The sequence below is a fragment of the Variovorax atrisoli 110B genome (assembly GCF_000382045.1).
Taxonomy (GTDB): domain Bacteria; phylum Pseudomonadota; class Gammaproteobacteria; order Burkholderiales; family Burkholderiaceae_C; genus Variovorax; species Variovorax atrisoli.
Window position 1 is genome coordinate 68,373 of the sequence record NZ_KB907458.1, and the last position, 26,092, is coordinate 94,464.

Annotated in this window: 22 protein-coding genes; 12 read left to right on the top strand and 10 right to left on the bottom strand. The window is 69.6% G+C overall.

What is annotated here, in order from left to right:
• Nucleotides 1–103 precede the first annotated feature (103 nt).
• Complete coding sequence (locus G369_RS0123390) at nucleotides 104–1,096, top strand: Bug family tripartite tricarboxylate transporter substrate binding protein (RefSeq protein ID WP_019656475.1); 993 nt, start codon at nucleotides 104–106, stop codon at nucleotides 1,094–1,096.
• 138 nt (nucleotides 1,097–1,234) lie between these two features.
• Nucleotides 1,235–2,785, top strand: a complete 1,551-nt coding sequence (locus G369_RS0123395) for an amidase (protein ID WP_019656476.1) — start codon at nucleotides 1,235–1,237, stop codon at nucleotides 2,783–2,785.
• Here the strand turns inward: G369_RS0123395 and G369_RS0123400 are convergent.
• Nucleotides 2,782–4,206: a short-chain fatty acyl-CoA regulator family protein gene (locus G369_RS0123400; RefSeq protein ID WP_019656477.1), complete on the bottom strand. Its 1,425-nt coding sequence runs from the start codon at nucleotides 4,204–4,206 to the stop codon at nucleotides 2,782–2,784. The genes G369_RS0123395 and G369_RS0123400 overlap by 4 nt on opposite strands.
• Nucleotides 4,207–4,327: 121 nt before the next feature.
• On the opposite strand from G369_RS0123400, the gene G369_RS0123405 reads away from it, so the two are divergent.
• The 7 genes from G369_RS0123405 to G369_RS0123435 all read left to right on the top strand — a co-directional run bounded on the left by G369_RS0123405 (nucleotide 4,328) and on the right by G369_RS0123435 (nucleotide 12,344).
• Complete coding sequence (locus G369_RS0123405) at nucleotides 4,328–4,753, top strand: acyl-CoA thioesterase (RefSeq protein WP_019656478.1); 426 nt, start codon at nucleotides 4,328–4,330, stop codon at nucleotides 4,751–4,753.
• Nucleotides 4,750–5,919: a bifunctional 2-methylcitrate synthase/citrate synthase gene (prpC, locus tag G369_RS0123410; protein WP_019656479.1), complete on the top strand. Its 1,170-nt coding sequence runs from the start codon at nucleotides 4,750–4,752 to the stop codon at nucleotides 5,917–5,919. The genes G369_RS0123405 and prpC overlap by 4 nt, the downstream gene beginning before the upstream one ends.
• 140 nt (nucleotides 5,920–6,059) lie before the next feature.
• On the top strand, nucleotides 6,060–7,043 hold the full coding sequence (locus tag G369_RS0123415; RefSeq protein ID WP_019656480.1) for a tripartite tricarboxylate transporter substrate binding protein: 984 nt from the start codon (nucleotides 6,060–6,062) through the stop codon (nucleotides 7,041–7,043).
• Between the two features lie 91 nt (nucleotides 7,044–7,134).
• Entirely contained in the window at nucleotides 7,135–9,774 is a 2,640-nt protein-coding gene (gene acnD, locus G369_RS0123420) for a Fe/S-dependent 2-methylisocitrate dehydratase AcnD (protein ID WP_019656481.1), read from the top strand.
• A 27-nt stretch (nucleotides 9,775–9,801) separates the two neighbouring features.
• Nucleotides 9,802–10,992 carry a 2-methylaconitate cis-trans isomerase PrpF gene (gene prpF, locus G369_RS0123425; protein ID WP_019656482.1) on the top strand — a complete coding sequence of 397 codons (1,191 nt, stop codon included), beginning with the start codon at nucleotides 9,802–9,804 and terminating at the stop codon, nucleotides 10,990–10,992.
• Between the two features lie 50 nt (nucleotides 10,993–11,042).
• The gene (locus G369_RS0123430) at nucleotides 11,043–11,906 is read left to right on the top strand and encodes an isocitrate lyase/PEP mutase family protein (protein ID WP_019656483.1); all 864 of its coding nucleotides are present in this window, start codon (nucleotides 11,043–11,045) and stop codon (nucleotides 11,904–11,906) included.
• Between the two features lie 87 nt (nucleotides 11,907–11,993).
• Nucleotides 11,994–12,344: a FlxA-like family protein gene (locus tag G369_RS0123435; protein WP_019656484.1), complete on the top strand. Its 351-nt coding sequence runs from the start codon at nucleotides 11,994–11,996 to the stop codon at nucleotides 12,342–12,344.
• Between the two features lie 13 nt (nucleotides 12,345–12,357).
• Here G369_RS0123435 and G369_RS0123440 read toward each other — a convergent pair whose 3' ends face one another.
• Complete coding sequence (locus G369_RS0123440; protein WP_019656485.1) at nucleotides 12,358–12,906, bottom strand: MarR family winged helix-turn-helix transcriptional regulator; 549 nt, start codon at nucleotides 12,904–12,906, stop codon at nucleotides 12,358–12,360.
• A gap of 225 nt (nucleotides 12,907–13,131) precedes the next feature.
• Here G369_RS0123440 and G369_RS0123445 point away from each other — a divergent pair, with 225 nt between their 5' ends.
• Nucleotides 13,132–14,118, top strand: a complete 987-nt coding sequence (locus G369_RS0123445; protein WP_019656486.1) for a tripartite tricarboxylate transporter substrate-binding protein — start codon at nucleotides 13,132–13,134, stop codon at nucleotides 14,116–14,118.
• Between the two features lie 123 nt (nucleotides 14,119–14,241).
• Here the strand turns inward: G369_RS0123445 and G369_RS0123450 are convergent, their stop codons facing one another.
• From G369_RS0123450 to G369_RS0123465, 4 genes are read right to left on the bottom strand one after another with little or no spacing between them, the layout of a single operon-like run.
• Entirely contained in the window at nucleotides 14,242–15,408 is a 1,167-nt protein-coding gene (locus tag G369_RS0123450; RefSeq protein WP_019656487.1) for a mandelate racemase/muconate lactonizing enzyme family protein, read from the bottom strand.
• A 39-nt stretch (nucleotides 15,409–15,447) separates the two neighbouring features.
• The gene (locus G369_RS0123455) at nucleotides 15,448–16,158 is read right to left on the bottom strand and encodes an SDR family NAD(P)-dependent oxidoreductase (protein WP_019656488.1); all 711 of its coding nucleotides are present in this window, start codon (nucleotides 16,156–16,158) and stop codon (nucleotides 15,448–15,450) included.
• Nucleotides 16,148–17,119 (bottom strand): Bug family tripartite tricarboxylate transporter substrate binding protein, encoded by a 972-nt coding sequence (locus tag G369_RS0123460; RefSeq protein WP_019656489.1) that lies wholly within the window; start codon nucleotides 17,117–17,119, stop codon nucleotides 16,148–16,150. The genes G369_RS0123455 and G369_RS0123460 overlap by 11 nt, the downstream gene beginning before the upstream one ends.
• Nucleotides 17,120–17,171: 52 nt before the next feature.
• Complete coding sequence (locus G369_RS0123465) at nucleotides 17,172–18,110, bottom strand: dihydrodipicolinate synthase family protein (RefSeq protein ID WP_019656490.1); 939 nt, start codon at nucleotides 18,108–18,110, stop codon at nucleotides 17,172–17,174.
• Nucleotides 18,111–18,229: 119 nt separating this feature from the next.
• Here G369_RS0123465 and G369_RS0123470 point away from each other — a divergent pair, with 119 nt between their 5' ends.
• Entirely contained in the window at nucleotides 18,230–19,165 is a 936-nt protein-coding gene (locus G369_RS0123470; RefSeq protein ID WP_019656491.1) for a LysR family transcriptional regulator, read from the top strand.
• Between the two features lie 39 nt (nucleotides 19,166–19,204).
• Here G369_RS0123470 and G369_RS0123475 read toward each other — a convergent pair whose 3' ends face one another.
• Both G369_RS0123475 and G369_RS0123480 read right to left on the bottom strand, forming a co-directional pair.
• Complete coding sequence (locus G369_RS0123475; RefSeq protein WP_026346568.1) at nucleotides 19,205–19,996, bottom strand: fumarylacetoacetate hydrolase family protein; 792 nt, start codon at nucleotides 19,994–19,996, stop codon at nucleotides 19,205–19,207.
• Nucleotides 19,997–20,151: 155 nt separating this feature from the next.
• A complete protein-coding gene (locus G369_RS0123480) occupies nucleotides 20,152–20,595 on the bottom strand; it encodes an Lrp/AsnC family transcriptional regulator (RefSeq protein WP_026346569.1) in 444 nt (147 codons plus the stop codon).
• 139 nt (nucleotides 20,596–20,734) lie between these two features.
• On the opposite strand from G369_RS0123480, the gene G369_RS0123485 reads away from it, so the two are divergent.
• Nucleotides 20,735–21,637, top strand: a complete 903-nt coding sequence (locus G369_RS0123485; protein ID WP_026346570.1) for a DMT family transporter — start codon at nucleotides 20,735–20,737, stop codon at nucleotides 21,635–21,637.
• Nucleotides 21,638–21,650: 13 nt separating this feature from the next.
• Here G369_RS0123485 and G369_RS0123490 read toward each other — a convergent pair whose 3' ends face one another.
• Nucleotides 21,651–24,776, bottom strand: a complete 3,126-nt coding sequence (locus G369_RS0123490; protein ID WP_026346571.1) for an efflux RND transporter permease subunit — start codon at nucleotides 24,774–24,776, stop codon at nucleotides 21,651–21,653.
• Between the two features lie 10 nt (nucleotides 24,777–24,786).
• Nucleotides 24,787–25,926: an efflux RND transporter periplasmic adaptor subunit gene (locus tag G369_RS0123495; RefSeq protein ID WP_019656493.1), complete on the bottom strand. Its 1,140-nt coding sequence runs from the start codon at nucleotides 25,924–25,926 to the stop codon at nucleotides 24,787–24,789.
• Between the last annotated feature and the right edge of the window lie 166 nt (nucleotides 25,927–26,092).

Consider the following 26,092-nt stretch of genomic DNA (forward strand, 5'->3'; position numbering starts at 1 on the left):
AGAATTCTAAACATTGCGCTTGTGGCACCGGCGTGACGATCCTAGGATGAACTCGTTCGCACCTTCGAACCCCTGTCATCCAGTCGAAATTCCAGGAGTCCCGATGAACCGTCTTCCGCTCGTGGCGCGCATGGCATTGCTGTGCTGCAGCCTTGGATTTGGCGCCGTGCCGCTGACTTCGCTTGCCGCCGAGACGGGCTTTCCCGCGCGGCCGGTCACGCTGGTGATTCCCTTCCCGCCGGGCGGCGCCACCGACGTCAACGGCCGCGTGATCGCGCAGAAGCTCGGCAAGGAACTGGGCCAGCCGGTGGTGATCGAGAACCGCGGCGGCGCCGGCACGGTGGTGGGCGCGAGCTACGTGGCGAAGTCCACGCCCGACGGCTACACGCTGCTGCTGAGCTCGGGCTCCACCTTCACCGTCAACCCCGCGATCCGCAGCAACCTGCCCTACGACCCGGTGAAGAGCTTCGAGCCGATCGGCATCGCCGGTCGCGTGGCGCTGATCCTGCTGGCCAACAGCGAAGTGCCGGTGCAGACCGTCAAGCAGTTCGTCGAGTACGTGAAGGCCGCGCCGGACAAGTACTCGTACGGCTCCTTCGGCACCGGCACCACCGCCCAGTTCGCGGGTGAAACCATGCTGCGCGCCACCGGCCTGAAGATGACGCACGTGCCCTACAAGGGCAGCGCTCCGGCCATGACCGACCTGATGGGCGGGCAGATCCCGTTCACCATCGACACCGTGAGCGCGACAGTTCCGCAGCTCAAGAGCGGCAAGATCAAGGCGATCGCGCTCACCACCGCGAAGCGCTCTGCGCTGCTGCCTGACGTGCCCACCTTCGCCGAGAGCGGCTATCCCGACGTCGACATGGATTCGTGGCTCATGCTCGCGGCTCCCAAGGGAGTGCCCGCCGACGTGAAGGCGAAGCTGGAGAAGGCGCTCGCCGCGACCATCGCCGACCCCGAGACGAAGAGCAAGCTGCTGGCCGCGGGGCTGGAGCCGAGCTACAGCAATGCGGCCACGAGCGTGGAGCTGATCAACCGCGAGCTGCCGATCATGCGAGCCATCGCGGCGAGAGCCAACATCACTGCGGACTGAACAGGTTCTCCCCCAGGCTTCGCGCACTTCGTGTCGCTGCGCCTACCCCCTCGCCGGGGGCGACACCTACGGCCCGGCAGAGCCGGTTCCGTGGTGTCTTGCGAATGTGCAGCGCCATGGCCAGAACAAGAGACATCGATGACCTTTGCCAGAGCAACCCACGATTCCGCCGACGAACTCGTCGAGAAATCCGCCGTCGAACTGCGCCGCCTCATCGGCAGCAAGCAGGTCTCGCCCGTCGAGCTGCTGGAGGCATGCATCGCGCGCATCGAGCGCGTGAACCCGTTGGTCAATGCGGTCACCGCCACCTGCTTCGATCGGGCGCGCGCCGAGGCGAGGGCGGCCGAAGGCGCCGTCATGCGCGGCGATGCGCTGGGCCTGCTGCACGGCCTGCCGATGGGCGTGAAGGACCTCGAGCCCACAGAAGGCCTGCTCACCACCTGGGGCTCGCCCATCTACCGCGACCACGTACCCACGGAAGACATCGAGCTCGTGGCGCGCTTGCGCCGGGCCGGCGCCATCGTCGCGGGCAAGACCAACGTGCCCGAGATGGGCGCGGGCGCCAACTCGCGCAACGACGTGTGGGGCGCCACGGGCAACCCGTTCAACCCGAACCTCAACGCGGGCGGCTCCTCGGGCGGCTCGGCGGCCGCGCTGGCCTGCGACATGCTGCCGGTGTGCACCGGCTCCGACACCGGCGGCTCGCTGCGCATTCCGGCCGCGAAGTGCGGCGTCGTGGGCTTCCGGCCCTCGCCGGGCGTGGTGCCCAGCGTGCGCAAGCCGCTGGGCTGGACGCCGATCTCGGTCGTCGGCCCCATGGGCCGCACCGTGGAAGAGGCCTGCCTGCAGCTGGCGGCATCGGCCGGCATGTGCGCGGGCGACCCGCTGAGCTATCCGCTCGACCCGATGTCCTTTCTCGTGCCGCCTCCGGTCGACCTGGGCCGGCTGCGCGTGGCATGGACCGAGGACTTCGGCATCTGCGCCGTGGACAACGGCATCCGCGCCACCTTCCGCCGCAAGATCGAAGCGATGCGGCACCTCTTCGGCCGCTGCGACAAGGTCGACTTCGACATGGGCGAGGCGCATCGCTGCTTCGACGTGCTGCGCGCCGAGGCCTTCGTGGCCGGCATGCAGGCGGCCTACGAGCGCGACCCCGACAGCCTCGGCCCCAATCCGCGCGCCAACTACGAGATGGGCGCGAGGATGAGCCTGCTCGACAGCGCCTGGGCACAGGCCGAGCAGACGCGGCTGCTGAAGCGCTTCCAGGCCACCTTCGCCGACTACGACCTCGTGCTGTCGCCGACCACGCCGGTCTCGCCCTTCCCGTGGACCCAGCTCTACGCCGCCACCATCAACGGCGAGCCGCAGGCCAACTACTACCGCTGGCTGGCGCTGACCTATGTGGTCACGCTGACCACGCACCCCGCGATCGCGCTGCCCTGCGGCCTCGACCACGCGGGCATGCCTTTCGGGCTGCAGGTGGTGGGCGGGTTCAGGGCCGACCACCAGGTGCTGGGCGCGGCGCATGCGATGGAGGCGGCGTTCTCGTCGAACCCCGAGCTGCGGCGGCCGCGTCCCGACCTCGCCGCGCTGCGCGTGGCCGAACCTGCGCTGACTTCGATCGTCAGGATGCCGCCCGTCTTCGGCGATGGCCGTGCTGCCGCATCGGCCGCCGTGTCGGCCGTCTAGGAGTTCGCCACCGCATACGGCGTGAACCTGCTTTCGTTCTCGTTCACGTCCAGCGCCCGCCCGATGAACGGGAACGCCCGTTGCGGGCAGGCGGTGCGTTCGCACACCTTGCAGCCCATGCCGATGGGCGTGGGCGCTTCCTGGTCCGCGAGGTCGAGGCCCTTGGAATAGACCAGCCTCGGCGCATGGCGGATGTCGCAGCCCAGGCCGATGGCGAAGGTCTTGCTCGGTGAGCCGAAGCCGCGCTGCCCGTGCGAGACGGTGCGCGCCACCCACAGGTAGGTGCGCCCGTCAGGCATGCGCGCGAGCTGCCGCAGCACGCGGCCCGGCTGCGCGAAGGCCTCGTACACGTTCCACAGCGGGCAGGTGCCGCCGGTCTTCGAGAAGTGGAAGTGCGTGGCCGACTGCCGCTTCGAGATGTTGCCCGCGCGGTCCACGCGGATGAAGAAGAAGGGCACGCCGGGCGCGCCGGGCCGCTGCATCGAACTCAGGCGATGGCACACCGTCTCGAAGCCCACGCCGAAGCGGCGCGCCAGCAGGTCGATGTCGTAGCGCAGGGCTTCCGCCGTCTTCAGGAACAGGCCGTAGGGCAGCAGCACGGCGCTCGCGAAGTAGTTCGCCAGGCCGATGCGGGCGAGCGCATGCGTGGGTGCGTCGTCGATCAGGCTGGCGCCCTGCAGCAGCGATTCGATGAGCTGCGTCTGCTCAAGCAGCGCCAGCTGCGTCGCGAGCTGGAAGGCCTGCTGGCCCGGCTCCAGGCCCGACGACAGGCGCAGCACGCGGCTGGTCGGGTCGTAGCGGCGCTGGCTGTCGATGGTGTCGTCGTCGGTGGGCACCACGTGCACGCCGTGCTGCCTCGAAAGGCGCTGCTGCAGCCATTCCGACAGCGTGCCGCCGTGGCCGCGCGCCTCGTCGGCGAGCCTTTCCGCCTGCAGGTCGAGCTCCTCGAAATGGTTCTGGTGGGCGAAGAAGAAATCGCGCACCGCCTCGAAGGGCATGGGCCGCGCGTTCGTGAGTTCGCCGCGTCCGTCGCCGAGCTCGGCGGCCATGATCTCCAGCCGCTCCATCGCTTCCTGGTGGCGGCGGTGCAGCGCGAGCAGCGCGCGCGCCACGGCGGGCATCTGCGAAGCCACCTCGCGCAGTTCAGGCAGGGCGATGGCTTCGCCGCCGGGGTTGTCGGCCAGCGCGTCGCGCATGCTCGAGACGAGGCGGGCCTCCTCGTCTTCCGAGAACTGCTGCACGTCGACGCCGAGCGTGCGGCTGATCCTGAGCAGCACGGGCACGGTGAGCGGCCGCTGGTTCTGTTCGAGCTGGTTCAGGTAGCTGGGCGACAGGCCCAGCGCCTGCGCGAGTGCCACCTGCGTCAGGCCGCGCTCGGCGCGCAGCTTGCGCAGGCGAACGCCCATGAAGGTTTTGCTCATCGTGCGGCTCCTTGCTGGCTCAGTTTGTTCGCAATATTTGCAAATCCGGTGTTTTCCATTCGCAATGATTGGCAAATTCAGTCCTTCATTATGGGCAGGCAATTGCGTAAATTGCGAATCCATGACTGACGAGCGCACGGCCTTCGAACTCACGGAAATCGTGTTTCCCGAGCACGCCAACCACTACGGCACCCTGTTCGGCGGCAATGCCCTGCTGCTCATGTCGAAGGCGGCCTTTCTCGCTGCGCGTGCCCATGCCGGCACCGACGTGGTGATGGCCCGCTGCAGCGACGCGCAGTTCCTCGCGCCCGTGCCCGTGGGCAGCGTGCTGAGGCTGCGGGCGTGGATCGGCCGCGCCGGCCGCAGCTCGCTGACGGTGCGTGTCAGCGGCACGGCGCATCAGCTGGGGCGCGAGCCGGTGGCGGTGCTGCAGTCGCTGTTCGAAATGGTCGCGGTCGACCGCAACGGCCGGCCCGCGCGCATACCCGCCTCGTTTCCGAAGCAGGAAATGAAGGACAAGGAAACCAAGGAGAAGGAAGCAGCATGAACGACATCGCCACCCCCGCCGAAGCCAAGGCCGGCTTCCGGCCGAAGAAGTCCGTGGCCCTGTCCGGCGTGACCGCCGGCAACACCGCGCTGTGCACGGTTGGGCGCACCGGCAACGACCTGCACTACCGCGGCTACGACATCCTCGACATCGCCGAGGTCTGCGAGTTCGAGGAGATCGCGCACCTGCTGGTGCACGGCAAGCTGCCCACGGCCGCGGAGCTGCGCGCCTACAAGGCGAAGCTCAGGTCGATGCGCGGCCTGCCCGCGAGCCTGAAGGAAGCGCTCGAGCAGTTGCCCGCCGGCGCGCACCCGATGGACGTGATGCGCACCGGCGTGTCGTCGCTGGGCTGCATGCTCCCCGAGAAGGAAGACCACAACCTGCCGGGCGCACGCGACATCGCCGACCGGCTGATGGCTTCGCTGGGCTCGATGCTGCTGTACTGGTACCACTGGTCCACGCAGGGCAGGCGCATCGACGTGGAGACCGAAGACGACTCCATCGGCGGCCACTTCCTCCACCTGCTGCATGGCCGCGAGCCTTCCGAAGCCTGGGTGCGCGCGATGCACACGTCGCTCAACCTCTACGCCGAGCACGAGTTCAACGCATCGACCTTCACCGCGCGCGTGGTGGCGGGCACCGGCTCCGACATGTACTCGGCCATCACCGCCGCCGTCGGCGCGCTGCGCGGGCCTAAGCACGGCGGCGCCAACGAGGTGGCCTTCGAGATCCAGAAGCGCTACGACTCGCCCGACGAGGCCGAGGCCGACATCCGCCGCCGGGTCGAGGCGAAGGAGGTCGTGATCGGCTTCGGCCACCCGGTCTACACGGTGAGCGACCCGCGCAACGTGGTCATCAAGGGCGTGGCGAGGTCGCTGTCGCAGCAGGCGGGCTCGACCAAGATGTTCGACATCGCCGAGCGGCTCGAAGGCGTGATGTGGGAGGTGAAGAAGATGTTTCCGAACCTCGACTGGTTCAGCGCGGTGAGCTATCACATGATGGGCGTGCCCACGGCCATGTTCACGCCGCTCTTCGTGATCGCGCGCACCGCGGGCTGGGCGGCGCACATCATCGAGCAGCGCATCGACAACAAGATCATCCGGCCCAGCGCCAACTACACGGGGCCCGAGGACCTGGCCTTCGTGCCCATCGAGGCGCGCGCCTGAGGCGCGGGGTTCGCCGGTCCAGGGTTCATGCAGTCTCCGGGTGGTCAGGGCGGGGTCGGCGGACAGGCGCAAACTAGCGCCTGCCGACGCGACGGCACGCCGTTGCGGAACGCATGACAACAACACTGGAGACAAACCGCATGACCTTGAATCGCCGCGCCTTCTCGTCAGCCGCCCTGGCCGGGCTGGCACTCCCTCTCGCCCGCACGGTCCGGGCCCAGGATGCCTTTCCGTCCAAGCCGCTGCGCATCGTCTGCCCCTTCGCGCCCGGAGGCGGCTCCGACTTCATCGCCCGCATCGCCGCCAACGTGCTGACCCAGCAGCTCGGCCAGTCGGTGGTGGTGGACAACCGGCCCGGCGCCGGCGGCACCATCGGCACCGAGTACGCGCTGCACACGCCGGCCGACGGCTACACGCTGCTGCTGATCGCCGGCAGCTACACCGTCAATCCCTCGCTGTACAAGCTGCGCTTCGATCCGGTGGGCGACATCAGCCCGGTGATCCAGCTGTCCAAGGGCGCCTACGTGCTGTGCGTCAACCCGTCGAAGGTGCAGGCGAAGAGCCTGCGGGAGCTGCTGGCCTTCGCGCGCCAGAACCCCGGCAAGCTGAGCTTCGCCTCGGCGGGCAACGGCAGCCACCTGCACATCGTGAGCGAGTACATGTTCGGCATGGCGAAGGTGAAGGCCACGCACATCCCGTACCGCGGCACCGGGCCGGCGGTCACCGACCTGGTGGCGGGCAACGTCGACATGCTGATCGCGGGCACCGAGGCGCTGATGCCGCACGTGCAGTCGGGCCGGCTGCGCGCCCTGGCCGTCACCACGGCGCAGCGGCTGCAGGCCTATCCCGACATTCCCTCGATCGCCGAGGCCGGCGGGCTGCCCGACTACGACGTGGTGGCCTGGCACGGCCTGGTGGCGCCCAAGGGCGTGCCGCCCGCCGTCATCGCGAAGCTCAACGGCGCGCTGGCCACCGGGCTGAAGGCGCCCGAACTCGGCGCCAAGCTGGACCCGACCGGCGTGTCGCCGGCCGGCGGCACGCCCGAGCAGTTCGGCGCGCTGATCCGTGCGGAGATCCCGCGCTATGCCAAGGTCGTGAAGGACAACGACATCCGCTCCGAGTGAGCCCGTTCAAGCAAGAGAGAAAGCAGAAAGCCCAGTCGGCGCGGCCCGCCATCGCCGCTGCCGCGCCGACGCCGCAGACAGATCCGCCACGATGAACACACGATTCCGAAAACCGCTGCCCGGCACCACGCTGGACTACATCGATGCCCGGGCCGCCGTCGATGCGCTTCGCCCGGGGGCCTGGAGCACGCTGCCCTACACCGCGCGGGTGCATGCGGAGAACCTGGTGCGCCGCTGCGACCCGGCCATCCTCGACGAGTGCCTGCTGCAGCTGGCCGAGCGCCGCCGCGACCGCGACTTTCCGTGGTTTCCGGTGCGCGTGGTGTGCCACGACATCCTGGGGCAGACCGCGCTGGTCGATCTTGCGGGCCTGCGCGATGCGATCGCGGCCGAGGGCGGCGACCCCGCGCGCGTGAACCCGGTGGTGCCGGTGCAGCTCATCGTCGACCATTCGCTGGCCGTGGAGTGCGGAGGGTTCGACCCGCAGGCCTTCGAGAAGAACCGGCAGATCGAGGATCGCCGCAACGAGGACCGCTTCCACTTCATCGACTGGACGAAGCGGGCCTTCGCCAACGTCGACGTGATCCCGGCGGGCAACGGCATCATGCATCAGATCAACCTGGAGAAGATGTCTCCGGTGGTCTGGGTGCAGGACGGGCTGGCCTTTCCCGACACCTGCGTGGGCACCGACAGCCACACGCCGCACGTCGACGCGCTGGGCGTGATCGCGGTCGGCGTGGGCGGCCTGGAGGCCGAGAACGTGATGCTGGGCCGCGCCTCGTGGATGCGGCTGCCCGAGATCGTCGGCGTGGAGCTCACCGGCCGCCGCCAGGCCGGCATCACGGCCACCGACATCGTGCTCGCGCTCACCGAGTTCCTGCGCAGGGAGAAGGTGGTGGGCGCCTACCTGGAATTCTTCGGCGAGGGCGCGCGCAGCCTGACCATCGGCGACCGCGCCACCATCTCCAACATGTGCCCCGAGTACGGCGCCACCGCCGCGCTCTTCCATGTCGACGAGCAGACGCTGGCCTACCTGAGGCTCACCGGCCGCGAGGAAGAGCAGGTCGCGCTGGTCGAGACCTATGCGAAGACCGCCGGCTTCTGGGCCGATGCGCTTGCGACGGCCAGCTACGAGCGCGTGCTGCGCTTCGACCTGTCGGGCGTGGTGCGCAACATGGCCGGCCCCTCGAACCCGCACCGGCGGCTGCCGACCTCGCAGCTGGCCGAGCGCGACATCGCCGTCGGCCTGGCGGAGGCGCGCAGGCAGGAGGCCGAAGGGCTGATGCCCGACGGCGCGGTGATCATCGCGGCCATCACCTCGTGCACCAACACCTCGAATCCGCGCAACGTGATCGCGGCCGGGCTGCTGGCTCGCAACGCCAACCGGCTGGGGCTGCGGCGCAAGCCCTGGGTCAAGTCCTCGCTGGCGCCGGGCTCGAAGACCGTGGAGCTCTACCTGCGCGACGCGGGCCTCCTGGGCGAACTGGAGCAGCTGGGCTTCGGCATCGTCGCCTTCGCCTGCACCACCTGCAACGGCATGTCGGGCGCGCTCGATCCGCGGATCCGGCAGGAGATCGTCGAGCGCGATCTCTACGCCACGGCGGTGCTTTCGGGCAACCGCAACTTCGACGGCCGCATCCATCCCCATGCGAAGCAGGCTTTCCTGGCCTCGCCGCCGCTGGTCGTGGCATATGCGATCGCGGGCACGATCCGCTTCGATATCGAGCGCGACGTGCTCGGCGTGGCCGGCGACGGCCGCGAGATCCGCCTGGCCGACCTCTGGCCGGCCGACGAGGAGATCGACGCCATCGTCGCGGCCTCCGTACGGCCCGAGATGTTCCGCAAGGTCTACGAGCCGATGTTCGCGATCCACGCGGACCGCGGCGAGAAGGTGAGCCCGCAGTACGACTGGCGGCCGCAGTCGACCTACATCCGGCGCCCGCCCTACTGGGACCGCGAGGGCGTGGGCGCGCTGGCGGCCAACCCGCGCACGCTGCGCGGCATGCGGCCGCTGGCGCTGCTGCCCGACAACATCACGACCGACCACCTGTCGCCCTCCAACGCGATCCTGCCCGACAGCGCCGCCGGCGAGTACCTCGCGAGGATGGGCCTGCCGGAGGAAGACTTCAACTCCTACGCCACGCACCGCGGCGACCACCTGACGGCCATGCGCGCCACCTTCGCCAATCCGCAGCTCGTCAACGAGATGGCGGTGGTCGACGGCGTGCAGCGCAAGGGCTCGCTCGCGCGCATCGAGCCCGAGGGCAGGGTGGTGCGCATGTGGGAGGCGATCGAGACCTACCTGCAGCGCAGGCAGCCGCTGATCATCGTGGCGGGCGCCGACTACGGCCAGGGCTCCTCGCGCGACTGGGCGGCCAAGGGCGTGCGCCTCGCGGGCGTGGAGGCCATCGCGGCCGAAGGCTTCGAGCGCATCCATCGCACCAACCTGATCGGCATGGGCGTGCTGCCGCTCGAGTTCAAGCCCGGCACCGACCGCCTGAAGCTGGGCCTGGACGGCACCGAGACCTACGACGTGATCGGCGCGCGCGAGCCGCGTGCCGATGTGACGCTGGTCATCCACCGCCGCAGCGGCGAACGGCTCGAAGTGCCGATGACCTGCCGCCTCGACACCGCGGAGGAGGTGTCGATCTACGAGGCCGGCGGCGTGCTGCAGCGCTTCGCGCAGGACTTCCTCGCCACGAACGCAGCGGCGGCGCCCGCGGCCGCCTGAACCGACAATCCCGACAATCGCACGACCATGGCCTTCGCACCACAGATCAGGATTCCCGCCACCTACATGCGCGGCGGCACCAGCAAGGGCGTGTTCTTCCGCCTGCAGGACCTGCCCGAAGCCGCGCAATTGCCCGGCAAGGCGCGCGACGCACTGCTGCTGCGCGTCATCGGCAGCCCCGACCCCTACGGCAAGCAGATCGACGGCATGGGCGCCGCCACCTCCAGCACGAGCAAGGCGGTGATCCTCTCGAAGAGCGAGAGGCCCGGCCACGACGTGGACTACCTCTTCGGCCAGGTGTCGATCGACCAGCCCTTCGTCGACTGGAGCGGCAACTGCGGCAACCTCTCGGCGGCGGTCGGCCCGTTCGCGATTTCCAACGGCCTGGTCGATGCGGCCCGCGTGCCGCGCGACGGCGTGGCGGTGGTGCGCATCTGGCAGGCCAACATCGGCAAGACCATCGTCGCGCACGTGCCGATGACCGATGGCGCGGTGCAGGAGACCGGCGACTTCGAGCTCGACGGCGTGACCTTCGCGGCCGCCGAGGTGCAGCTCGAATTCATGGACCCCGCGGCGGAAGAGGAAGGCGCCGGCGGCGCGATGTTCCCGACCGGCAACCTCGTCGACGAGCTCGAGGTGCCCGGCGTCGGCAGGCTGCGCGCGACGATGATCAACGCCGGCATCCCGACGATCTTCGTGGAGGCCGAAGCCATCGGCTACAAGGGCACCGAGCTGCAGGACGCCATCAACGGCGACGCCGCCGCGCTCGCACGCTTCGAGGCCATCCGTGCGCACGGCGCGGTGCGCATGGGGCTCATCGCGAACGTCGGCGAAGCGGCGGGGCGGCAGCACACGCCCAAGGTCGCGTTCGTCGCGCGGTCCGCGGACTACACCGCCTCCAGCGGCAAGCCGGTCGCGGCAGGCGACATCGACCTGCTGGTGCGAGCCCTTTCGATGGGCAAGCTGCATCACGCGATGATGGGCACGGCGGCGGTGGCCATCGGCACGGCGGCTGCCATTCCGGGCACGCTGGTCAACCTCGCGGCCGGCGGCGGCGAGCGCTCGGCGGTGCGCTTCGGCCATCCCTCGGGCACGCTGCGCGTGGGTGCGCAGGCGGCGCGGGTCGATGGCGAATGGCGCGTGACCAAGGCCGTCATGAGCCGCAGCGCCCGCGTGCTGATGGAAGGCTGGGTGCGCGTGCCCGGCGATACGCTGTGACCCTGCTGAATCAACAACACCACACCCCACAACACAACAAGGAAGAACCGATGTCGACTCGCAAGACCCTCCGATCCCTGGCCGAGGCGCGCCGGGGCGTGCTGGTGCCGGGTGCCTTCAACGCGCTCTCGGCGCGCGTGATCGAGGACCTGGGATTCGAGGCCATCTACGTCACCGGCGCGGGCGTCACCAACATGTGGTTCGGCATGCCCGACCAGGGCTTCATGGGGCTGCACGAGATCGCCGACCACACGGCGCGCATCCGCGACGCGGTAGGCCTGCCGCTGATCGTGGATGCCGACACCGGCTTCGGCAATGCGCTCAACGTGCGCCACACGGTGCGCGTGCTGGAGCGCGCGGGCGCCGACTGCATCCAGTTCGAGGACCAGGTCGCGCCCAAGCGCTGCGGCCACTTCTCGGGCAAGGACGTGATCTCCACCGAGGAGGCCGTGAGCAAGATCAAGGCGGCGGTCGATGCGCGCACCGATCCCGACCTGCTCGTGATGGCGCGCACCGACGCGGCCGCCACGCTGGGCTTCGAGGCCGCCATCGAGCGCGCGCAGCAGTTCAGCGAAGCGGGCGCCGACATCCTCTTCGTGGAGGCCGTGACCACCGCCGACGAGATCCGTGCGCTGCCGCAGCGGCTGAAGAAGCCGCAGCTCATGAACATGGTGATCGGCGGCAGGACGCCCATCTTCGGCGCGGAAGAGCTCGCGCAGCTGGGCTACGGCATCGTGCTTTACGCCAACGCGGCGCTGCAGGGCGCGGTCGCCGGCATGCAGAAGGCGCTGACGGTGCTGCGCGACACGAAGCGCGTGGACGAAGACCCGGCGCTGGTCGTGCCCTTCGCCGAGCGCCAGCGGCTGGTGGGCAAGCCGGAGCTCGACGCCCTGGAGAAGCGCTACGCGAGCTGAGCCCGTTCGGCGACGGCGGCGGCCCTCAACTTTTCGCGCGCGCTGCCGATAGACGTTCTTACCCATGTGCAAGAACGGAGGAACGGGATGCTGAATGCCATCGGCGCCAGCAGCGGTGCGGCAAGGAGCGGGATCGACGTCAACGTCGAGATCGCGAAGATCCAGCGGCAGATCGCCGCGACGCAGAAGCAGATCGGCGAGACGCAGGCCCAGCTGATCGATACGCCCGAGGGCGATGCGCGCGACGCGATCCGGATGCAGCTCGAGGCGCTCGCGGCGAAGCTCGCGATGCTGCAGCAGCAGATGAACGCGCTGCGCAACGCCGGCGTGCAGCAGAGCGCGATGGCCTCGCTGGAGGAAAGCGCTGCGGGCACGTCGCGCCCCGGCCGCACCGGCGGGTCCGGAACGATGGGCAGCGTGGTGGACGTGCAGGCCTGAGCGGTCGGCCGCCTCAGCGGCTGCGCTCCGGCCAGCGGTGCCGCGTGCCGCCCGAGCGCCGGTCGGCCTTTTCCGCCACCACGCCGCGCGCGAGCAGTTCCTCGCCGCGCTGTTCCAGGTGCTGCAGGCAGCGCAGGAAGGCGTCGAGGTCGGCGGGCGACACGCCTTCGAGCAGTTCGGTGTTCAGCCCTGCGATGCGCGGAAAGAGCCCACCGAAGAGCTGCTCGCCCGATGCGCTCAGCCGCACGTGCACCTCGCGCCGGTCTTCCGCGTTCTGCCGGCGCAGCACCAGCTTCTTGTCGACCAGGCTGCGCAGTCCGCGCGAGGTGCGCACGCGGTCCAGGTGAAGGTGCGCGGCCAGCGCGGAGGAGGTCATCTCGCCCTCCTGCGCGAGGGTGGCGATCATTCCCCACTCCCGGCGCGTGATGCCGAAGCCGCCTTCGACCAGCCGCGTCGCCATGCCGTTGCCGGCCCGCACGGCGCGCACCATGCGATAGAGCACCAGGTCGTCCAGTGAGCGGGGCGCGCGCAGCGCGCCGGCATCGGGGAAAGCTTGTCGCATACGGGCTGAGGGTGACGGCGTGAGGTGACGTGGTTGCGGAAACGTCGGGAGTGTGGCTCGCCCGCCGCGGCAGGCAGTTGGTTGATTAGATCAACTGTTTCCCCATACGTATAAACCAGTAACAAATTTGAACGAGCGGAAACAGTCTTGACGTGCGGATTTTCGCCGCGAAACCGCGCCTGTCCCCGTCCGCTCGCGCCCATCGTCCGCAGGAGACCCGATCCGATGCCCGCATTCCTTTCACGGCGCAAGCTCATCATGGCAGGAGGCCTCGCCCTTGCCGCTTGCGCTCCCCTGGCCCAGGCCCAGGCGCCCGCCGCGCTCGACGGCGGCCCGCTCACCCTCGTGGTCGGCTACGCGCCCGGCGGAAGCACCGACCGCATCGCGCGGCTGATCGCCGAGCGGCTCACGCCGAAGCTCGGCGTGCCGGTGAGCGTCGAGAACCGGCCGGGCGAGGGTGGCCGCCTCGCGGCCAAGGAAGTCAAGCGCGCCCCCGCGGGACAGAACGTGCTGATGCTCGGCAACCCGGCCGTGATGGTGGTCGCGCCGCTGGTCATCAAGGACGCCGGCTACGACCCCGACAAGGACTTCGTGCCCGTCTCCCAGGTCAGCAGCTACGACTTCGCGCTGGCCGTGGGCAGCAAGCTCCAGCTCGACCGCGCGATGTTCCTGGTGGGCCGCCTGTGGGCGCACCCCGAGGAAGCCATCTTCGGCGTGCCCGCCACCGGCAGCCTGCCGCACTTCTTCGGCCTGATGGTGGGCGACGCGCTGAGCGTGCAGCCGCAGATCAAGGGCTATGGCGGCTCCGCACCGCTGGCGGCCGACCTCGTCAACGGCAGCCTGCCGATCGCCATCGACACGCTCGATTCGCTCTATCCACAGCACGTGGCCGGCAAGATCCGCATCCTGGCGACATCGGGCAAGAAGCGCGCGAGTTTCGCGTCCGGCATTCCCACCTTCAGCGAGGCCGGCATGAAGATCGACGCCGACGGCTGGAACACCTTCTTCGCGCCCGCTTCGATGCCGCCCGCCAGGGTGCAGCTGCTGGCCAACTCGATCCGTGACGTGATGAAGGACCCGGGCCTGCAGAAGGTGGCCGACTCGCTCTTCATCACGCCGGTGGTGAGCAATGCAGCGGAAACGACGCAGATGCTGAAGGCCTACCGCGCGCAGTGGGAGCCGGTGGTGCGCCGCTCCGGCTTTCATCCTTGAGCCTGGTACTCCCCCCAGGCTTCGCGCACTTCGTGTCGCTTCGCCAACCCCCCTCGCCGGGGGGCGACGCCTGCGGCCCGGCGGAGCCGGTTCCGCGGCGTCCCGCGAAAAGGCAGGGATCGCTCAGGCCGCGAGGGCCCTCATCTCGGCGATCAGGTCGGCCTTGCCTTCGAAGCCGATGCCGGGCAGCGGCGGCAGGGTGACGTAGCCGTTGTCGACCTTCACGCCGTCGGGGAAGCCGCCGTAGGGCTGGAACAGGTCGGGGTAGCTCTCGTTGCCGCCGAGGCCGAGGCCGGCGGCGATGGCCAGGGACATCTGGTGGCCGCCGTGGGGGATGCAGCGCGAGGGCGACCAGCCGTTCTCCTTCAGCATGTCGAGCGTGCGCAGGTATTCGACGAGGCCGTAGCTCAGCGCACAGTCGAACTGCAGCCAGTCGCGGTCGGGGCGCATGCCGCCGTGGCGGATGAGGTTGCGCGCGTCCTGCATCGAGAACAGGTTCTCGCCCGTGGCCATCGGACCGGCGTACACCTCGCCGAGCCTGGCCTGCAGCTCGTAGTCGAGCGGGTCGCCCGCTTCCTCGTACCAGAAGAGCGGGTATTGCGAGAGCGCGCGGCCGTAGTCGAGGGCGGTGGGCAGGTCGAAGCGGCCGTTGGCGTCCACCGCGAGCTGCTGGCCGGGGCCGAGGATCTTCAGCACCGACTCGATGCGCTCGCAGTCTTCGGCGAGCGTGGCGCCGCCGATCTTCATCTTCACCACCGAGTAGCCGCGCTCCAGGTAGCTGGTCATCTCGCGCTGCAGGCCTTCGAGGCCCTTGCCGGGGTAGTAGTAGCCGCCGGCCGCGTAGACGAACACGCGCGGGTTCGGCTTGCCGTTGCCATAGCGCTCGGCCAGCAGCTGATGGAGCGGCTTGCCGGCGATCTTGGCGGTGGCGTCCCAGACCGCCATGTCGATGGTGCCCACGGCCACCGAGCGCTCGCCGTGGCCGCCGGGCTTCTCGTTGATCATCATGCGGGCCCAGATCTTGTGCGGATCGAGGTTGTCGCCGGTCTCGTCGAGCAGCGAGGCCGGGTCGGCCTCCAGCAGGCGCGGCAGGAAGCGCTCGCGGATCAGCCCGCCCTGGCCGTAGCGGCCGTTGGAATTGAAGCCGTAGCCGACGACGGGCCGGCCGTCGCGGATCACGTCGGTGACCACCGCGACGAGGCTCAGCGTCATCTTCGAGAAGTCGATGTAGGCGTTGCGGATGTCCGACTTGATGGGGCGGGTGGATTCGAGGATGTTGACGATTTTCATGGTCGGGTTCCGGGTGGAAGGAAAGGAAGCGAAAGAGGGTCAGAGATGCAGCGAGGAGCCGCCGCAGATCGGGATGTCCTGCCCCGTGATGGCCGCCGCCGGCGGCGACAGAAGAAAGCCGGTGAGCGCGGCGATCTCCTCGGGCTGGATCAGCCGGCCGATGGGCGGCAGGCGCGGCGCGCTGCCCGCGCGGGCCGGGTCCTGCAGCATCGACGTCTGCGTCGCGCCGGGCGACACCACGTTCACGGTCACGCCGCGCGCCGCGACTTCCGCGGCCCAGCTTCGCGCGAGCGCGATCAGCGCGGCCTTGGTCGCGGCGTACTGGCCGCGCCCCGGCAGCCCCTGCGCAACACGGCTGCCGACGAACACCACGCGGCCGTGCCCGCGCGCCGCCATCGCGGGCACGAGCGCGTCGGCCAGGCGCGTGGCCGCGTCCACGTGCAGGCGCCACATCAGCTCGCCGCCCGCGTGATCGAGTTCGCCCAGCGGACCGACGCGCAGCACACCGGCCGCGTGCACCAGCGCGCTCGCATCCTGCAGCGTCGAGGCGATGCGCGCGATGGCTGCGGCGTCGCCCAGGTCCACGGCCACGTGGGTGAAGCCGGCATGGGACGACAGCGTGGGCGCGGCCAGGTCCAGCCCGCTCACGCGCCAGCCCGCGTGCAGCAGATGCGAGGCGATGGCGCGGCCGATGCCGCCGCTGCTGCCCGTCACCACCGCATGGGGCGCCGTGGCGAGCTCATTCGACATGGATGTTGCCCTCGGTGATGATCTTCTTCGAGCGCGCCATGTCCTCGGCCTGGAACTTCGCGAAGTCCTCGACGCTGCCCGGCGTCAGCAGCAGGCCCTGCGCGTTCAGCGTCTCGCGCATGTCGGTGCCCAGCGCCTTGTTGACCTCGGCGTTCAGCCGCTGCGTGATGGCTGCCGGCAGCTTCGCCGGGCCCCACAGCCCGTACCAGCTGTAGAACTCGTAGCCCGGGATGCTCTCGCCCACCGTGGGCACGTTCGGCAGGCTTGTCGCGCGCGTGGCCGAGGTGACGGCGATCACCTTCAGCATGCCGCTCTTGTGGTACTGCAGCGAGCCGAGGATCGGGTCGATGAAGCCGTCGATCTGCCCGCCGATCAGGTCCTGGAACGCAGGCGCCGTGCCCTTGTACGGCACGATCAGGTAGTCGAGCCCGCCGCCCGCGCGCTTGAGCAGCTCGGTCGACAGGTGCCCGGCCGAGCCGATCGAGCCGACCGCGAAGGTCATCTTGCCGGGATGCGCCTTGGCGTAGGCGATGAGCGACTTCACATCGTTCACCGGCAGGTTCTTGTTGACCGCCACCGACAGCGGTGCCTTCGCCACCAGCGCCACCGGCGTGAAGTCCTTCACCACCTCGTAGGGCACCGACTTCATGGTCATCGGCGCGGTGGTGAAGGTCGACGCGTTGAACAGCAGCGTGTAGCCGTCGGCCGGCGCCTTCGACACCACGTCGGCGCCGATCACGCCGTTGCCGCCGGGGCGGTTCTCCACGATGAAGGTCTGGCCCGTCTGCTCGCCGAGCTTCTGCGCCAGCAGGCGGCCGATGGTGTCGAGCGTGCCACCGGGCGGGAAGGGAATCACCATGCGCACCGGCCGGGCGGGCCAGTTCTGGGCGAGGCCGGCGGTCGATACGGCGGCCAGCGCGAGCGCGGCCAGTGTGGCGCGCAGGAAGTGCTTGCGTTGCATGTCTCTTGTCTCCTTGTGTTCTCTTGGCCGGGGCGCAGCGGCCCCTGGCGCTTCAGCGCCTCGACAGGCCGGCCTGCTCGACGGCGGCGCGCAGCGCGTCCATCTCGCGCGCGTTCGGCGCCTCGGTGGGCGGGCGCACGGTGGCGTTCTCCAGCACGCCGGCCAGGTACATGCCGCCCTTCATGCGCGCATGGGCCTCGCCGGTGGGCTCGCCGCCGCCGTACACCGCGTCCTTCAGCGGCGTGATGAGGGCCTGCACCGCCATGGCCTTCTTCAGGTCGCCGGCCTTCACCGCATTCCACAGGTCGATGATGAGTTGCGGGATGAAGGTCGCGAAGCCGACCAGCGCGCCGTCCACGCCCTGCACCATCGAGGCGAGCAGGTATTCGTCGTGGCAGGTGAGGATGGCCTTGGAGGCATCGGCCTCGCGGATCGCCTGGATGTCGCGGGCGTACTTGTTCATGTCGCGCTGGCCCACCTTGAAGGCCTGCAGGTAGCGCAGCCGCGCCAGGTCGGCCAGCAGCTGCGAGGAGTACGAGGCGCGCGTCCAGGCCGGGTACACGTGGCAGACCAGGTCCAACTCGGGCGCGGCGCGGTGGATGGCCTCGAAGTACTGCAGCGCGTGGCCGGGCGTGAAGCCGAAGCGCAGCCAGTGGTGCGGCGGCATCACGTCCAGCGCCACCGCGCCGGCGGCCTGCGCGGCGCGGGCATGCTCGGCGGCCTCGGCAAGGCCCTCGCAGACGATCGACGAGATCACCGGCGTGCGCCCGCGCAGCTCGTCGGCGACGATGCGCGTCACCTCGGCGCGCTCCGACGGCGTGAGCGAGAAGACCTCGCCGGTGTGGCCGTTGGTCATGACCGCCACCACGCCGTCATGGCCGGCGAGCCACGAGGCCAGCTTGCGCAGCGCGGGTTCGTCGATGCGGTGGTCGCTGGTGAAGGGGCAGGAAATGGCGGGAATGATCCCGCGATAATTCGCGATGGAAGGCATGCTGTGTCTCCGTGTGGTTCAAGGTGCAGGAATGGGTGCATCTTTTGCCGGCGGGGTGCGGACCGTCCAATACTCGAATCGCATACAACTATTCAACCGACCGACCGACCGAGCAGCGCATGGGCCCCGGCAACAGACCGCTCGACCTCGAATGGCTGGAAGACTTCCTGGCCCTGGCCGAGACCGGCAACTTCTCGCGCGCCGCGCAGGCCCGCTCCATCGCACAGCCCGCCTTCAGCCGCCACATCCGATCGCTGGAGGAATGGGTGGGCGTCGACCTGTTCGACCGCAGCGCGCATCCCACTGCGCTCACCGCCGCGGGCAAGCGCTTCCAGCCGCTGCTGCAGGAAGTGCTCGCTGGCTTGGAGGCCGCACGCATCAAGGCCCGCGCCGCGCACGACCTGGCCGCGGCCAGCCTGAGCTTCGCCGCCACGCACGTGCTCTCGCTGACCTTCTTTCCGCGCTGGCTGGCGAGCGTCGAGTCGCGGCTGAGCATGGGCCCGATCCAGACCATCTCCGACAGCTCCTACGCCTGCGAAGACCTGATGCTGCAGCGCCGCGTGCAGTTCGTGCTGTGCCACGGCCACGCCGATGCGCCGGGCCGGCTCGACGAGGCGCAATACCCTGTGCGGCGGCTCAGCGACGACGTGCTGGTGCCGGTGAGCACGCCCGGTGCCGACGGTGTTCCGCTGCATGCACTGGGCGGGGGCAAGTCGCCCGCCGTGCTGGCCTACAGCGAGGCCTCGGGCCTGGGCCGGATCATGCGCGCCATCCAGGACATCGAGTTCGGCAAGGACTTCGCTGCGTCGCTGTCCGTCGTCTTCACCGCCCACCATGCCGCGCTGCTGCGCACCATGGCCCTCGAAGGCCGCGGCCTCGCATGGCTGCCGATGAGCCTGGTGGCCGACGACCTGCGCAGCGGCGCGCTCACCGATGCCGGCGCGGGCGGCTGGCGCGTGCCGGTGGACATCCGCCTGTATCGCCAGCAGGCGCAGATGGCGCCGGTGGCGGAGGCGCTGTGGGGGCTGGTCGGCGAGGCGGCCGCCGGCTCCTGAAGCCGCGGTGCGGCCCGCGCATCGGTGGGCCTTTTTTCCTCAGACGATCCGCACCGACAGCTCCGGCAGCCGGTCGATGTGGATCTGGATCAGGTCGCCGCGCACCACCGGCCCCACGTTCTCCGGCGTGCCCGAATAGATGATGTCGCCCGGCTTGAGCTCGAAGGCCTGCGACAGCCGGCTGATCTGCTCGGCCACCGACCAGATCATGTGCCTGAGCGTGGCGCTCTGCTTCGTCTGCCCGTTCACCTTGAGCCAGATCGCGCCGTCGCTGAAATGCCCGACCTTCGCCACCGGGTGGATCGGCCCCACGGGCGCCGAATGGTCGAAGCTCTTGCCGATCTCCCAGGGCTTCTTCTGGTCGCCCATCTCGCGCTGCAGGTCGCGGCGCGTCATGTCCAGGCCCAGCGAGTAGCCGTACACGTGGTCGAGCGCGGCGCTCGTCGGGATGTCGCGCCCGCCCTTGCCCAGCGCCACCACCAGTTCGACTTCGTAGTGGTAGTTCTTCGTGAGCGTGGGATAGGGGTGGTCGGCCACCACGCCCGGCGTCACGACCTGGATCGCATCGGCCGGCTTCTGGAAGAAGAAGGGCGGCTCGCGGCTAGGGTCCGATCCCATCTCGCGTGCATGCGCCTCGTAGTTGCGGCCGATGCAGTAGATGCGGCGCACCGGAAAGACCTGGTCGCTGCCGACGATCGGAATGGTCGACGCAGCGACATCGAAGGGCGTGGCGGCCGAGCGGCCGGCCCCGGCGGGCAGCGCGCAGCCGGCGATGGCGCCGGTGGCCATGGCGGCGGAACCGGCCAGCAGGCCGCGGCGGGAAGTGATCATGGGCATGTGTCTCCTTGGTCTTGTGGATCGGCGTCTCGGGCCGTGCCTCTCACGGCCGGTCGATTCTGGGAGGCCCCACCGCGTGGCGATGGTGCGCATCTACGCAAAAACAGGACACAACCCACCCGCAGGCGCCGCCGATCGGCTGCGGCGCCTCACCGCGCCGAGAAGGGCGGCAGCCGCCTCTGGATCGTCTGGGCCTTCACGATGGAGGTGTTGGTCTCCGCCCTGGCCGCGATGCGGTCGAGGATGCCGTCGAGCTGCTCGAGCGACTGCAGATGGAGCCGCGCGACGAAGCAGTCTTCTCCCGTGACCTTGTCGCACTCGCAGAACTCGGGCGTGGCAGCGATCAGTTCCTGCACAGCCTTCAGCTGCCCCGGCAGCGGGCGGATGCGCACGATGGCCTGGAACTGGTAGCCCAGCGCCTTCGGGTTCAGCTCGAGCGTGTAGCCGCGGATCACGTCGCGCTCCTCGAGCCGCCGCAGCCGCTCCGACACGCTCGGCGACGAGAGCCCCACGTGATGGGCCAGCTCCTTCAGCGACATGCGGGCATTGCCCGCGAGGGCGAGCACGATGGCTTCGTCGGTTGCGTCGAGCATCTTCCTGTTCTCCGGTGGAGGGGCTTGGATGCCTTCGTTTCGAAGGCCGTCGGCGGTTTTCGCCTTCTTCCAAGCATATCCAGGCGACGCGATAAGTGGCACTCTTGTTTCCCCTGAACAGCGGCGACAACGGACCGACATGCAGACACAGCTTCGCGGCGCGCTGGAGATGAGCGCGGCCATGGCGATCTCCGGAACCATCGGGTGGTTCGTGGTGCATTTCGACCAGCCGCTGGCCGACCTGCTGTTCTGGCGCTGCGTGTTCGGCGCCGCGACGCTGCTGGTCGTGTGCTTCGCGCTGGGCCTGCTGAAGCGGGGCATCGCGCCGCGCAAGTTCGCGCTCGCGGCCTTGGGCGGCGTGGCGCTCGTCGTCAACTGGGTGCTGATCTTCGCGTCGTTCTCGCGCGCGTCGATCTCCATCGCCACGGCGGTCTACAACACGCAGCCCTTCATGCTGGTGGCGCTGGGTGCGCTGCTGCTGTCGGAGCGGCTGACCGCGATGAAGGCGATCTGGCTGTGCATCGCATTCGCCGGCGTGGTGCTGGTGGCGCAGGCCAAGTCCGGCGGAGGGGCCGACGGGTCTTCCTACTTCGTCGGCGTGCTCATGGCGCTGGGCGCTGCCTTCTGCTATGCGTTGGCCGCCTTCGTCGCGAAGAAGCTCGACGGCATCGCGCCCCACCTCATCGCGCTGATCCAGGTGTGCGTGGGCATCGTGATGCTCGCGCCCTTCGCGAACCTCAGCGCGCTGCCCGCCGACGCGGCCACCTGGGGCGTGCACCTGACGATGGGCGTGGTCTACACCGGGCTGGTGTTCGTGCTGCTGTACGGCGCGCTGCAGAAGCTGTCGACACCGGTGGCCGGGGCGTTGTCGTTCATCTATCCGCTGGTGGCGATCGGCGTGGACTACGTCGCCTTCGGCCAGCGGCTGGGCGCGTTGCAGGTGGTGGGCGCGGCCGCCATCCTGATCGCCGCGGCGGGCATGACCTTCGGATGGACCTTGCCGGGCCTGGCGCGACGCTCGCCCGTTGCCGGAAAGAGCTGACGGCGACGGCTCCTCAGGAGGCCGCCGCCACGCCGCTGCGTTTGTAGAACCGGGCCGCCAGCCGCTTCACCAGCAGATAGAACAGCGGCACGAAGAAGATGCCCAGCGCCGTCGCCGCCAGCACGCCGCCGAACACGCCCGTGCCGATGGCCACCTGGCTCGCCGAGCCTGCGCCGGTGGCCAGTGCCAGCGGCACCACGCCGGCCAGGAAGGCCAGCGATGTCATCAGGATCGGCCGCAGCCGCAGGCGCGCGCCTTCGGCCACTGCGTCGAGCAGCGGCATGCCCCGGCGCAGCGCCGCTTCGGCGAACTCGATGATCAGGATCGCGTTCTTCGCAGACAGTCCGATGGTCGCGAGCAGGCCGACCTGGAAGTAGATGTCGTTCGACAGGCCGCGCAGCGACGTGGCGATCACCGCGCCGAGCACGCCCAGCGGAATCACCAGCATCACCGAGAACGGCACCGACCAGCTCTCGTACAGCGCCGCCAGGCAAAGGAACACGACGAGGATCGACAGCGCGAACAGCAGCGGCGCCTGCCCGCCCGAGAGGCGCTCCTGGTATGAGAGCCCGCTCCACGCATGGCCGGTGCCGCGCTGCTTCTTCGCGATGGCTTCGACGGCCGCCATCGCCGTGCCCGAGCTCGTGCCGTGCGAGGCCGCGCCCTGGATCTGCACCGCCGGCAGGCCGTTGTAGCGCTCCAGCTGCGGCGCGCCCTGCGACCAGCGCGTGGTGGCGAAGGCCGAGAACGGCGTCATCGCGCCGGTGGAGCCACGCACGAACCACTCGCGGATGTCGTCGGGGTCGGAGCGGTAGGGCGCGTCGGCCTGCACGTACACGCGCTTGACGCGGCCGCGGTCGATGAAGTCGTTGACGTAGCTGCCGCCCCAGGCAATGCCCAGCGTGGTGTTCACGTCGTCCAGCGACAGGCGCAGCGCCGAGGCCTTGAGCTGGTCGATGTCGATCTGCAGCTGCGGCGTGCCGGCCACGCTGTTGGCGCGCACCGATTGCAGCCGCGCGTCCTTGCCCGCGTCGCGCAGCAGCGACTCGCGCGCCTGCACCAGCTTCTGCGCGCCCATGCCCGAGGTGTCCTGCAGCCAGAACTCGAAGCCGTTCGACTGCCCCAGCCCCTCGATGGGCGGCGGCACCATGCCGTAGACCTCGGCGTCGCGCTGCTGCCTGCCGAGCACGGTGCCGGCGCGCTCCACGATGGCCTGCGCGCGCTGGTCCGCATGCCCGCGCTCGGACCAGTCCTTCAGCGAGACGAAGGCCATGCCCATGTTCTGCCCCGAGCCGCCGTAGCTCCAGCCCGAGATGGTGAAGATGGTGTCGGTCGTGTCCTTCTCCGTTTCGAGGAAGTGCTTCTCGACCAGGCGGTTCACCGCGTCGGTGCGGCTGATCGTGGAGCCCGCCGGCAGCGTGAGCTGCACCATCACGCTGCCCTGGTCTTCCTCGGGCAGGAAGCCGCCGGGCAGGCTCAGGTAGAGCGCGCCCATGCCGGCCGCGATGGCCGCGTACACGACGGCGAAGCGAAGCGGCTTGCGCAGCATGCGCCCCAGCAGGCCCGCGTAGCGGCCCTGCGCCGCGTCGAAGCGGCGGTTGAAGGCGCCGAGGAATCCACGTGTGCGCGGCGCGTCGCTGGCCCGCAGGAAGCGCGCGCACAGCGCCGGGATGAGCACGATCGCCACCACCACCGACAGCACCATCGACGCGATGATCGTCACAGAGAACTGCCGGTAGATCACGCCCACCGAGCCGCCGAAGAAGGCCATCGGCAGGAACACTGCCGACACCACCACCGCGATGCCCACCAGCGCGCCGGTGATCTCCTGCATCGACTTGACGGTGGCCGCCTTCGGGTCGAGCCCTTCCTCGTGCATCACGCGCTCGACGTTCTCCACCACCACGATCGCGTCGTCCACCAGCAGGCCGATGGCCAGCACCATGCCGAAGAGCGTGAGCACGTTGATCGAATAGCCGAAGGCCGCGAGCACGCCGAAGGTGCCCAGCAGCACCACCGGCACCGTGATGGCCGGGATGACCGTGGCGCGCCAGTTCTGCAGGAACAGGTACATCACGACCACCACCAGCGCGATCGCCTCCAGCAGCGTCTTGATGACCGACCTGATCGAGATCTTCACGAAGCGCGTGGTGTCCTCCGCGTAGGCCACGCGCAGGCCGGCCGGCAGCGAAGGCTCCATCTCGGCCATGCGCGCCTTCACCGCGCTGGCCGTGGTCAGCGCGTTGGCGCCGGGCGCCAGCATGACCGCAGCGCCCGCGGCGGGATGGCCGTTCAGGCGCGTGGTCTCGGCGTACGACTCGCTGCCCATCTCCACCCGCGCCACGTCGCCCAGGCGCACCACGGCGCCGTCGGCCTGCGTCTTCAGCACGATGTCGCGGAACTGCCCGGGCGTCTGCAGCCGCGATAGCGCCGTCACCGTGGCGTTGAGCTGCTGCCTCGCGGGCGAGGGCCGCGCGCCGATCTCGCCGACCGACACCTGCGTGTTCTGCGCGGCGATGGCGGCGGTCACGTCCGAGGGCATCAACTGGTAGCTCGCGAGCCGGTGCGGGTCGAGCCAGATGCGCATCGCATACGAAGCGCCGAAGGCCTGCACCGAGCCCACGCCGTCGACGCGGCTGATGGAGTCGCGCAGGTTGCTGGCCATCCAGTCGGCCACGTCGGTGTCGGTGCGGCGGTCGGTCTCGTCGTAGAGGGCCACGATCAGCAGGAAGTTGTTCTGCGACTTCGCGACCGTCACGCCCTGCTGCTGCACCGCCTGCGGCAGCCGGCTGGTGGCCTGGCTGACCTTGTTCTGCACCTGCACCTGGGCGGTGTCGGGGTTGATGCCCTGGCGGAAGGTGACGCTGATCTCGGCCCAGCCGGCCGAGCTGCTGGTCGACTTGAAATACAGCAGCCCGTCGATGCCCTTGAGCTGCTGTTCGAGCACCTGCGTGACGCTGCTCTCCACCGCCTGCGCCGAGGCGCCCGGGTAGTTGGCCGAGACGACGACGGTGGGCGGCGCGATGTCCGGGTACTGCGACACCGGCAGCGTGCGGATGGCCACCCCGCCGGCCAGCATGACGAGGATGGCGATGACCCATGCGAACACGGGCCGCTGGATGAAGAAATTGGCGATCACTTGCGTTGTCTCAATCTGCCGATGAAGGCGACGCCGCGGCCGCTATCGGCACCGGCTTCACCTTGTCGCCAGGGTGGGCGCGCTGCAGGCCGTCGACCACGAGCCGGTCGCCTTCCTGCAGGCCGCCGGTCACGATCCACTGGTCGCCCGCCGCGCTGCGCACTTCGAGCGTGCGCAGCTCGACCTTGTCGTCCCTGCCCACCACGAGCGCGGTCGGCTCACCCTTCTCGTTGCGCGCCACGCCGCGCTGCGGCGCGAGCACGGCCTGCCGTTCAACCCCGGACTCGACCTGCGCACGCACGTACATGCCGGGCAGCAGCAGTCCCTGCGGGTTCGGAAACTCCGCGCGCAGCGTGACCGAGCCGGTGGCGGCATCGACCGCCACTTCGGCGAACTTCAGCGTGCCGGGGTGCGGGTAGGGCAGGCCGTCTTCCATGCGAAGGCTCACGCGCGTGCTCGCGGGAGCCATGTCGCCCGAGATGAAGCGGCGCTTGAGCCGCGTGAGCTCGAGGCTGGACTGCACCACGTCGACGTAGATCGGGTCGATGCGCTGGATGGTTGCCAGCGCCGTGGCCTGGCCCGGCGCCACCAGCGCGCCCTCGGTCACGCTGGAGCGGCCGATGCGGCCCGAGATGGGCGCCTCGATGCGGGTGAATTCGAGGTTGATGCGCGCGGCCTTCAGCGCCGCCTTGGCAGCCTTCACGCCGGCCTCGGCCTGCACGAGCGCGGCCTGGGCTTCCTCGTGCTCCTGCCGGCTCACCGCGTTGGCCTTCACCAGTTCGCCGAAGCGCTCGGCCTTGCCGCGCAGGCTCGCGATGCTCGCCTGGGCCGTGGCCAGCGCGGCCTGCGCCTGCTCGTGCGCCGCCTCGAAGGGGCCGGGCTCGATCTCGTACAGCACCTGGCCCGCGCGGACCATGCTGCCTTCCTCGAACAGCCGCTTGCGCACGATGCCGTTGACCTGCGGGCGCACCTCCGACACGCAGAATGCGGCCGTTCGGCCCGAGAGTTCCGTGTGCACCGGCACGTCGCTCGCGTGCATTGCCATCACGCCGACTTCGGGCGGCGCGGTGCCGGCCTCCGGGGCCTGTCTGGCGCCGCATGCGGCGAGCACGAGCAGGGAAAGAGGAAGAAGCAGGAGCTTGGAAGTCATGGTCGTCCGGAAACGCGATGCGGCGCGAGCCGGGGTCGCCCGGGTCGCGCGCCTGTATTGTTTTGCACTGTTATGGTGCATTCTGCCTGCCGTGCTGCGTCGCAACATGAAGAAATCCTGAGGCTTCCGAGGGAGAAGCCGACGACAAAAAGGCCCATGCGGGCGA

Bases quoted from the DNA above. Each gene is read 5' to 3' on its own strand.
- G369_RS0123390 (WP_019656475.1), top strand. From the start codon at position 104: ATGAACCGTCTTCCGCTCGTGGCGCGCATGGCATTGCTGTGCTGCAGC.
- G369_RS0123395 (WP_019656476.1), top strand. From the start codon at position 1,235: ATGACCTTTGCCAGAGCAACCCACGATTCCGCCGACGAACTCGTCGAG.
- G369_RS0123400 (WP_019656477.1), bottom strand. From the start codon at position 4,206: ATGAGCAAAACCTTCATGGGCGTTCGCCTGCGCAAGCTGCGCGCCGAG.
- G369_RS0123405 (WP_019656478.1), top strand. From the start codon at position 4,328: ATGACTGACGAGCGCACGGCCTTCGAACTCACGGAAATCGTGTTTCCC.
- prpC (WP_019656479.1), top strand. From the start codon at position 4,750: ATGAACGACATCGCCACCCCCGCCGAAGCCAAGGCCGGCTTCCGGCCG.
- G369_RS0123415 (WP_019656480.1), top strand. From the start codon at position 6,060: ATGACCTTGAATCGCCGCGCCTTCTCGTCAGCCGCCCTGGCCGGGCTG.
- acnD (WP_019656481.1), top strand. From the start codon at position 7,135: ATGAACACACGATTCCGAAAACCGCTGCCCGGCACCACGCTGGACTAC.
- prpF (WP_019656482.1), top strand. From the start codon at position 9,802: ATGGCCTTCGCACCACAGATCAGGATTCCCGCCACCTACATGCGCGGC.
- G369_RS0123430 (WP_019656483.1), top strand. From the start codon at position 11,043: ATGTCGACTCGCAAGACCCTCCGATCCCTGGCCGAGGCGCGCCGGGGC.
- G369_RS0123435 (WP_019656484.1), top strand. From the start codon at position 11,994: ATGCTGAATGCCATCGGCGCCAGCAGCGGTGCGGCAAGGAGCGGGATC.
- G369_RS0123440 (WP_019656485.1), bottom strand. From the start codon at position 12,906: ATGCGACAAGCTTTCCCCGATGCCGGCGCGCTGCGCGCGCCCCGCTCA.
- G369_RS0123445 (WP_019656486.1), top strand. From the start codon at position 13,132: ATGCCCGCATTCCTTTCACGGCGCAAGCTCATCATGGCAGGAGGCCTC.
- G369_RS0123450 (WP_019656487.1), bottom strand. From the start codon at position 15,408: ATGAAAATCGTCAACATCCTCGAATCCACCCGCCCCATCAAGTCGGAC.
- G369_RS0123455 (WP_019656488.1), bottom strand. From the start codon at position 16,158: ATGTCGAATGAGCTCGCCACGGCGCCCCATGCGGTGGTGACGGGCAGC.
- G369_RS0123460 (WP_019656489.1), bottom strand. From the start codon at position 17,119: ATGCAACGCAAGCACTTCCTGCGCGCCACACTGGCCGCGCTCGCGCTG.
- G369_RS0123465 (WP_019656490.1), bottom strand. From the start codon at position 18,110: ATGCCTTCCATCGCGAATTATCGCGGGATCATTCCCGCCATTTCCTGC.
- G369_RS0123470 (WP_019656491.1), top strand. From the start codon at position 18,230: ATGGGCCCCGGCAACAGACCGCTCGACCTCGAATGGCTGGAAGACTTC.
- G369_RS0123475 (WP_026346568.1), bottom strand. From the start codon at position 19,996: ATGATCACTTCCCGCCGCGGCCTGCTGGCCGGTTCCGCCGCCATGGCC.
- G369_RS0123480 (WP_026346569.1), bottom strand. From the start codon at position 20,595: ATGCTCGACGCAACCGACGAAGCCATCGTGCTCGCCCTCGCGGGCAAT.
- G369_RS0123485 (WP_026346570.1), top strand. From the start codon at position 20,735: ATGCAGACACAGCTTCGCGGCGCGCTGGAGATGAGCGCGGCCATGGCG.
- G369_RS0123495 (WP_019656493.1), bottom strand. From the start codon at position 25,926: ATGACTTCCAAGCTCCTGCTTCTTCCTCTTTCCCTGCTCGTGCTCGCC.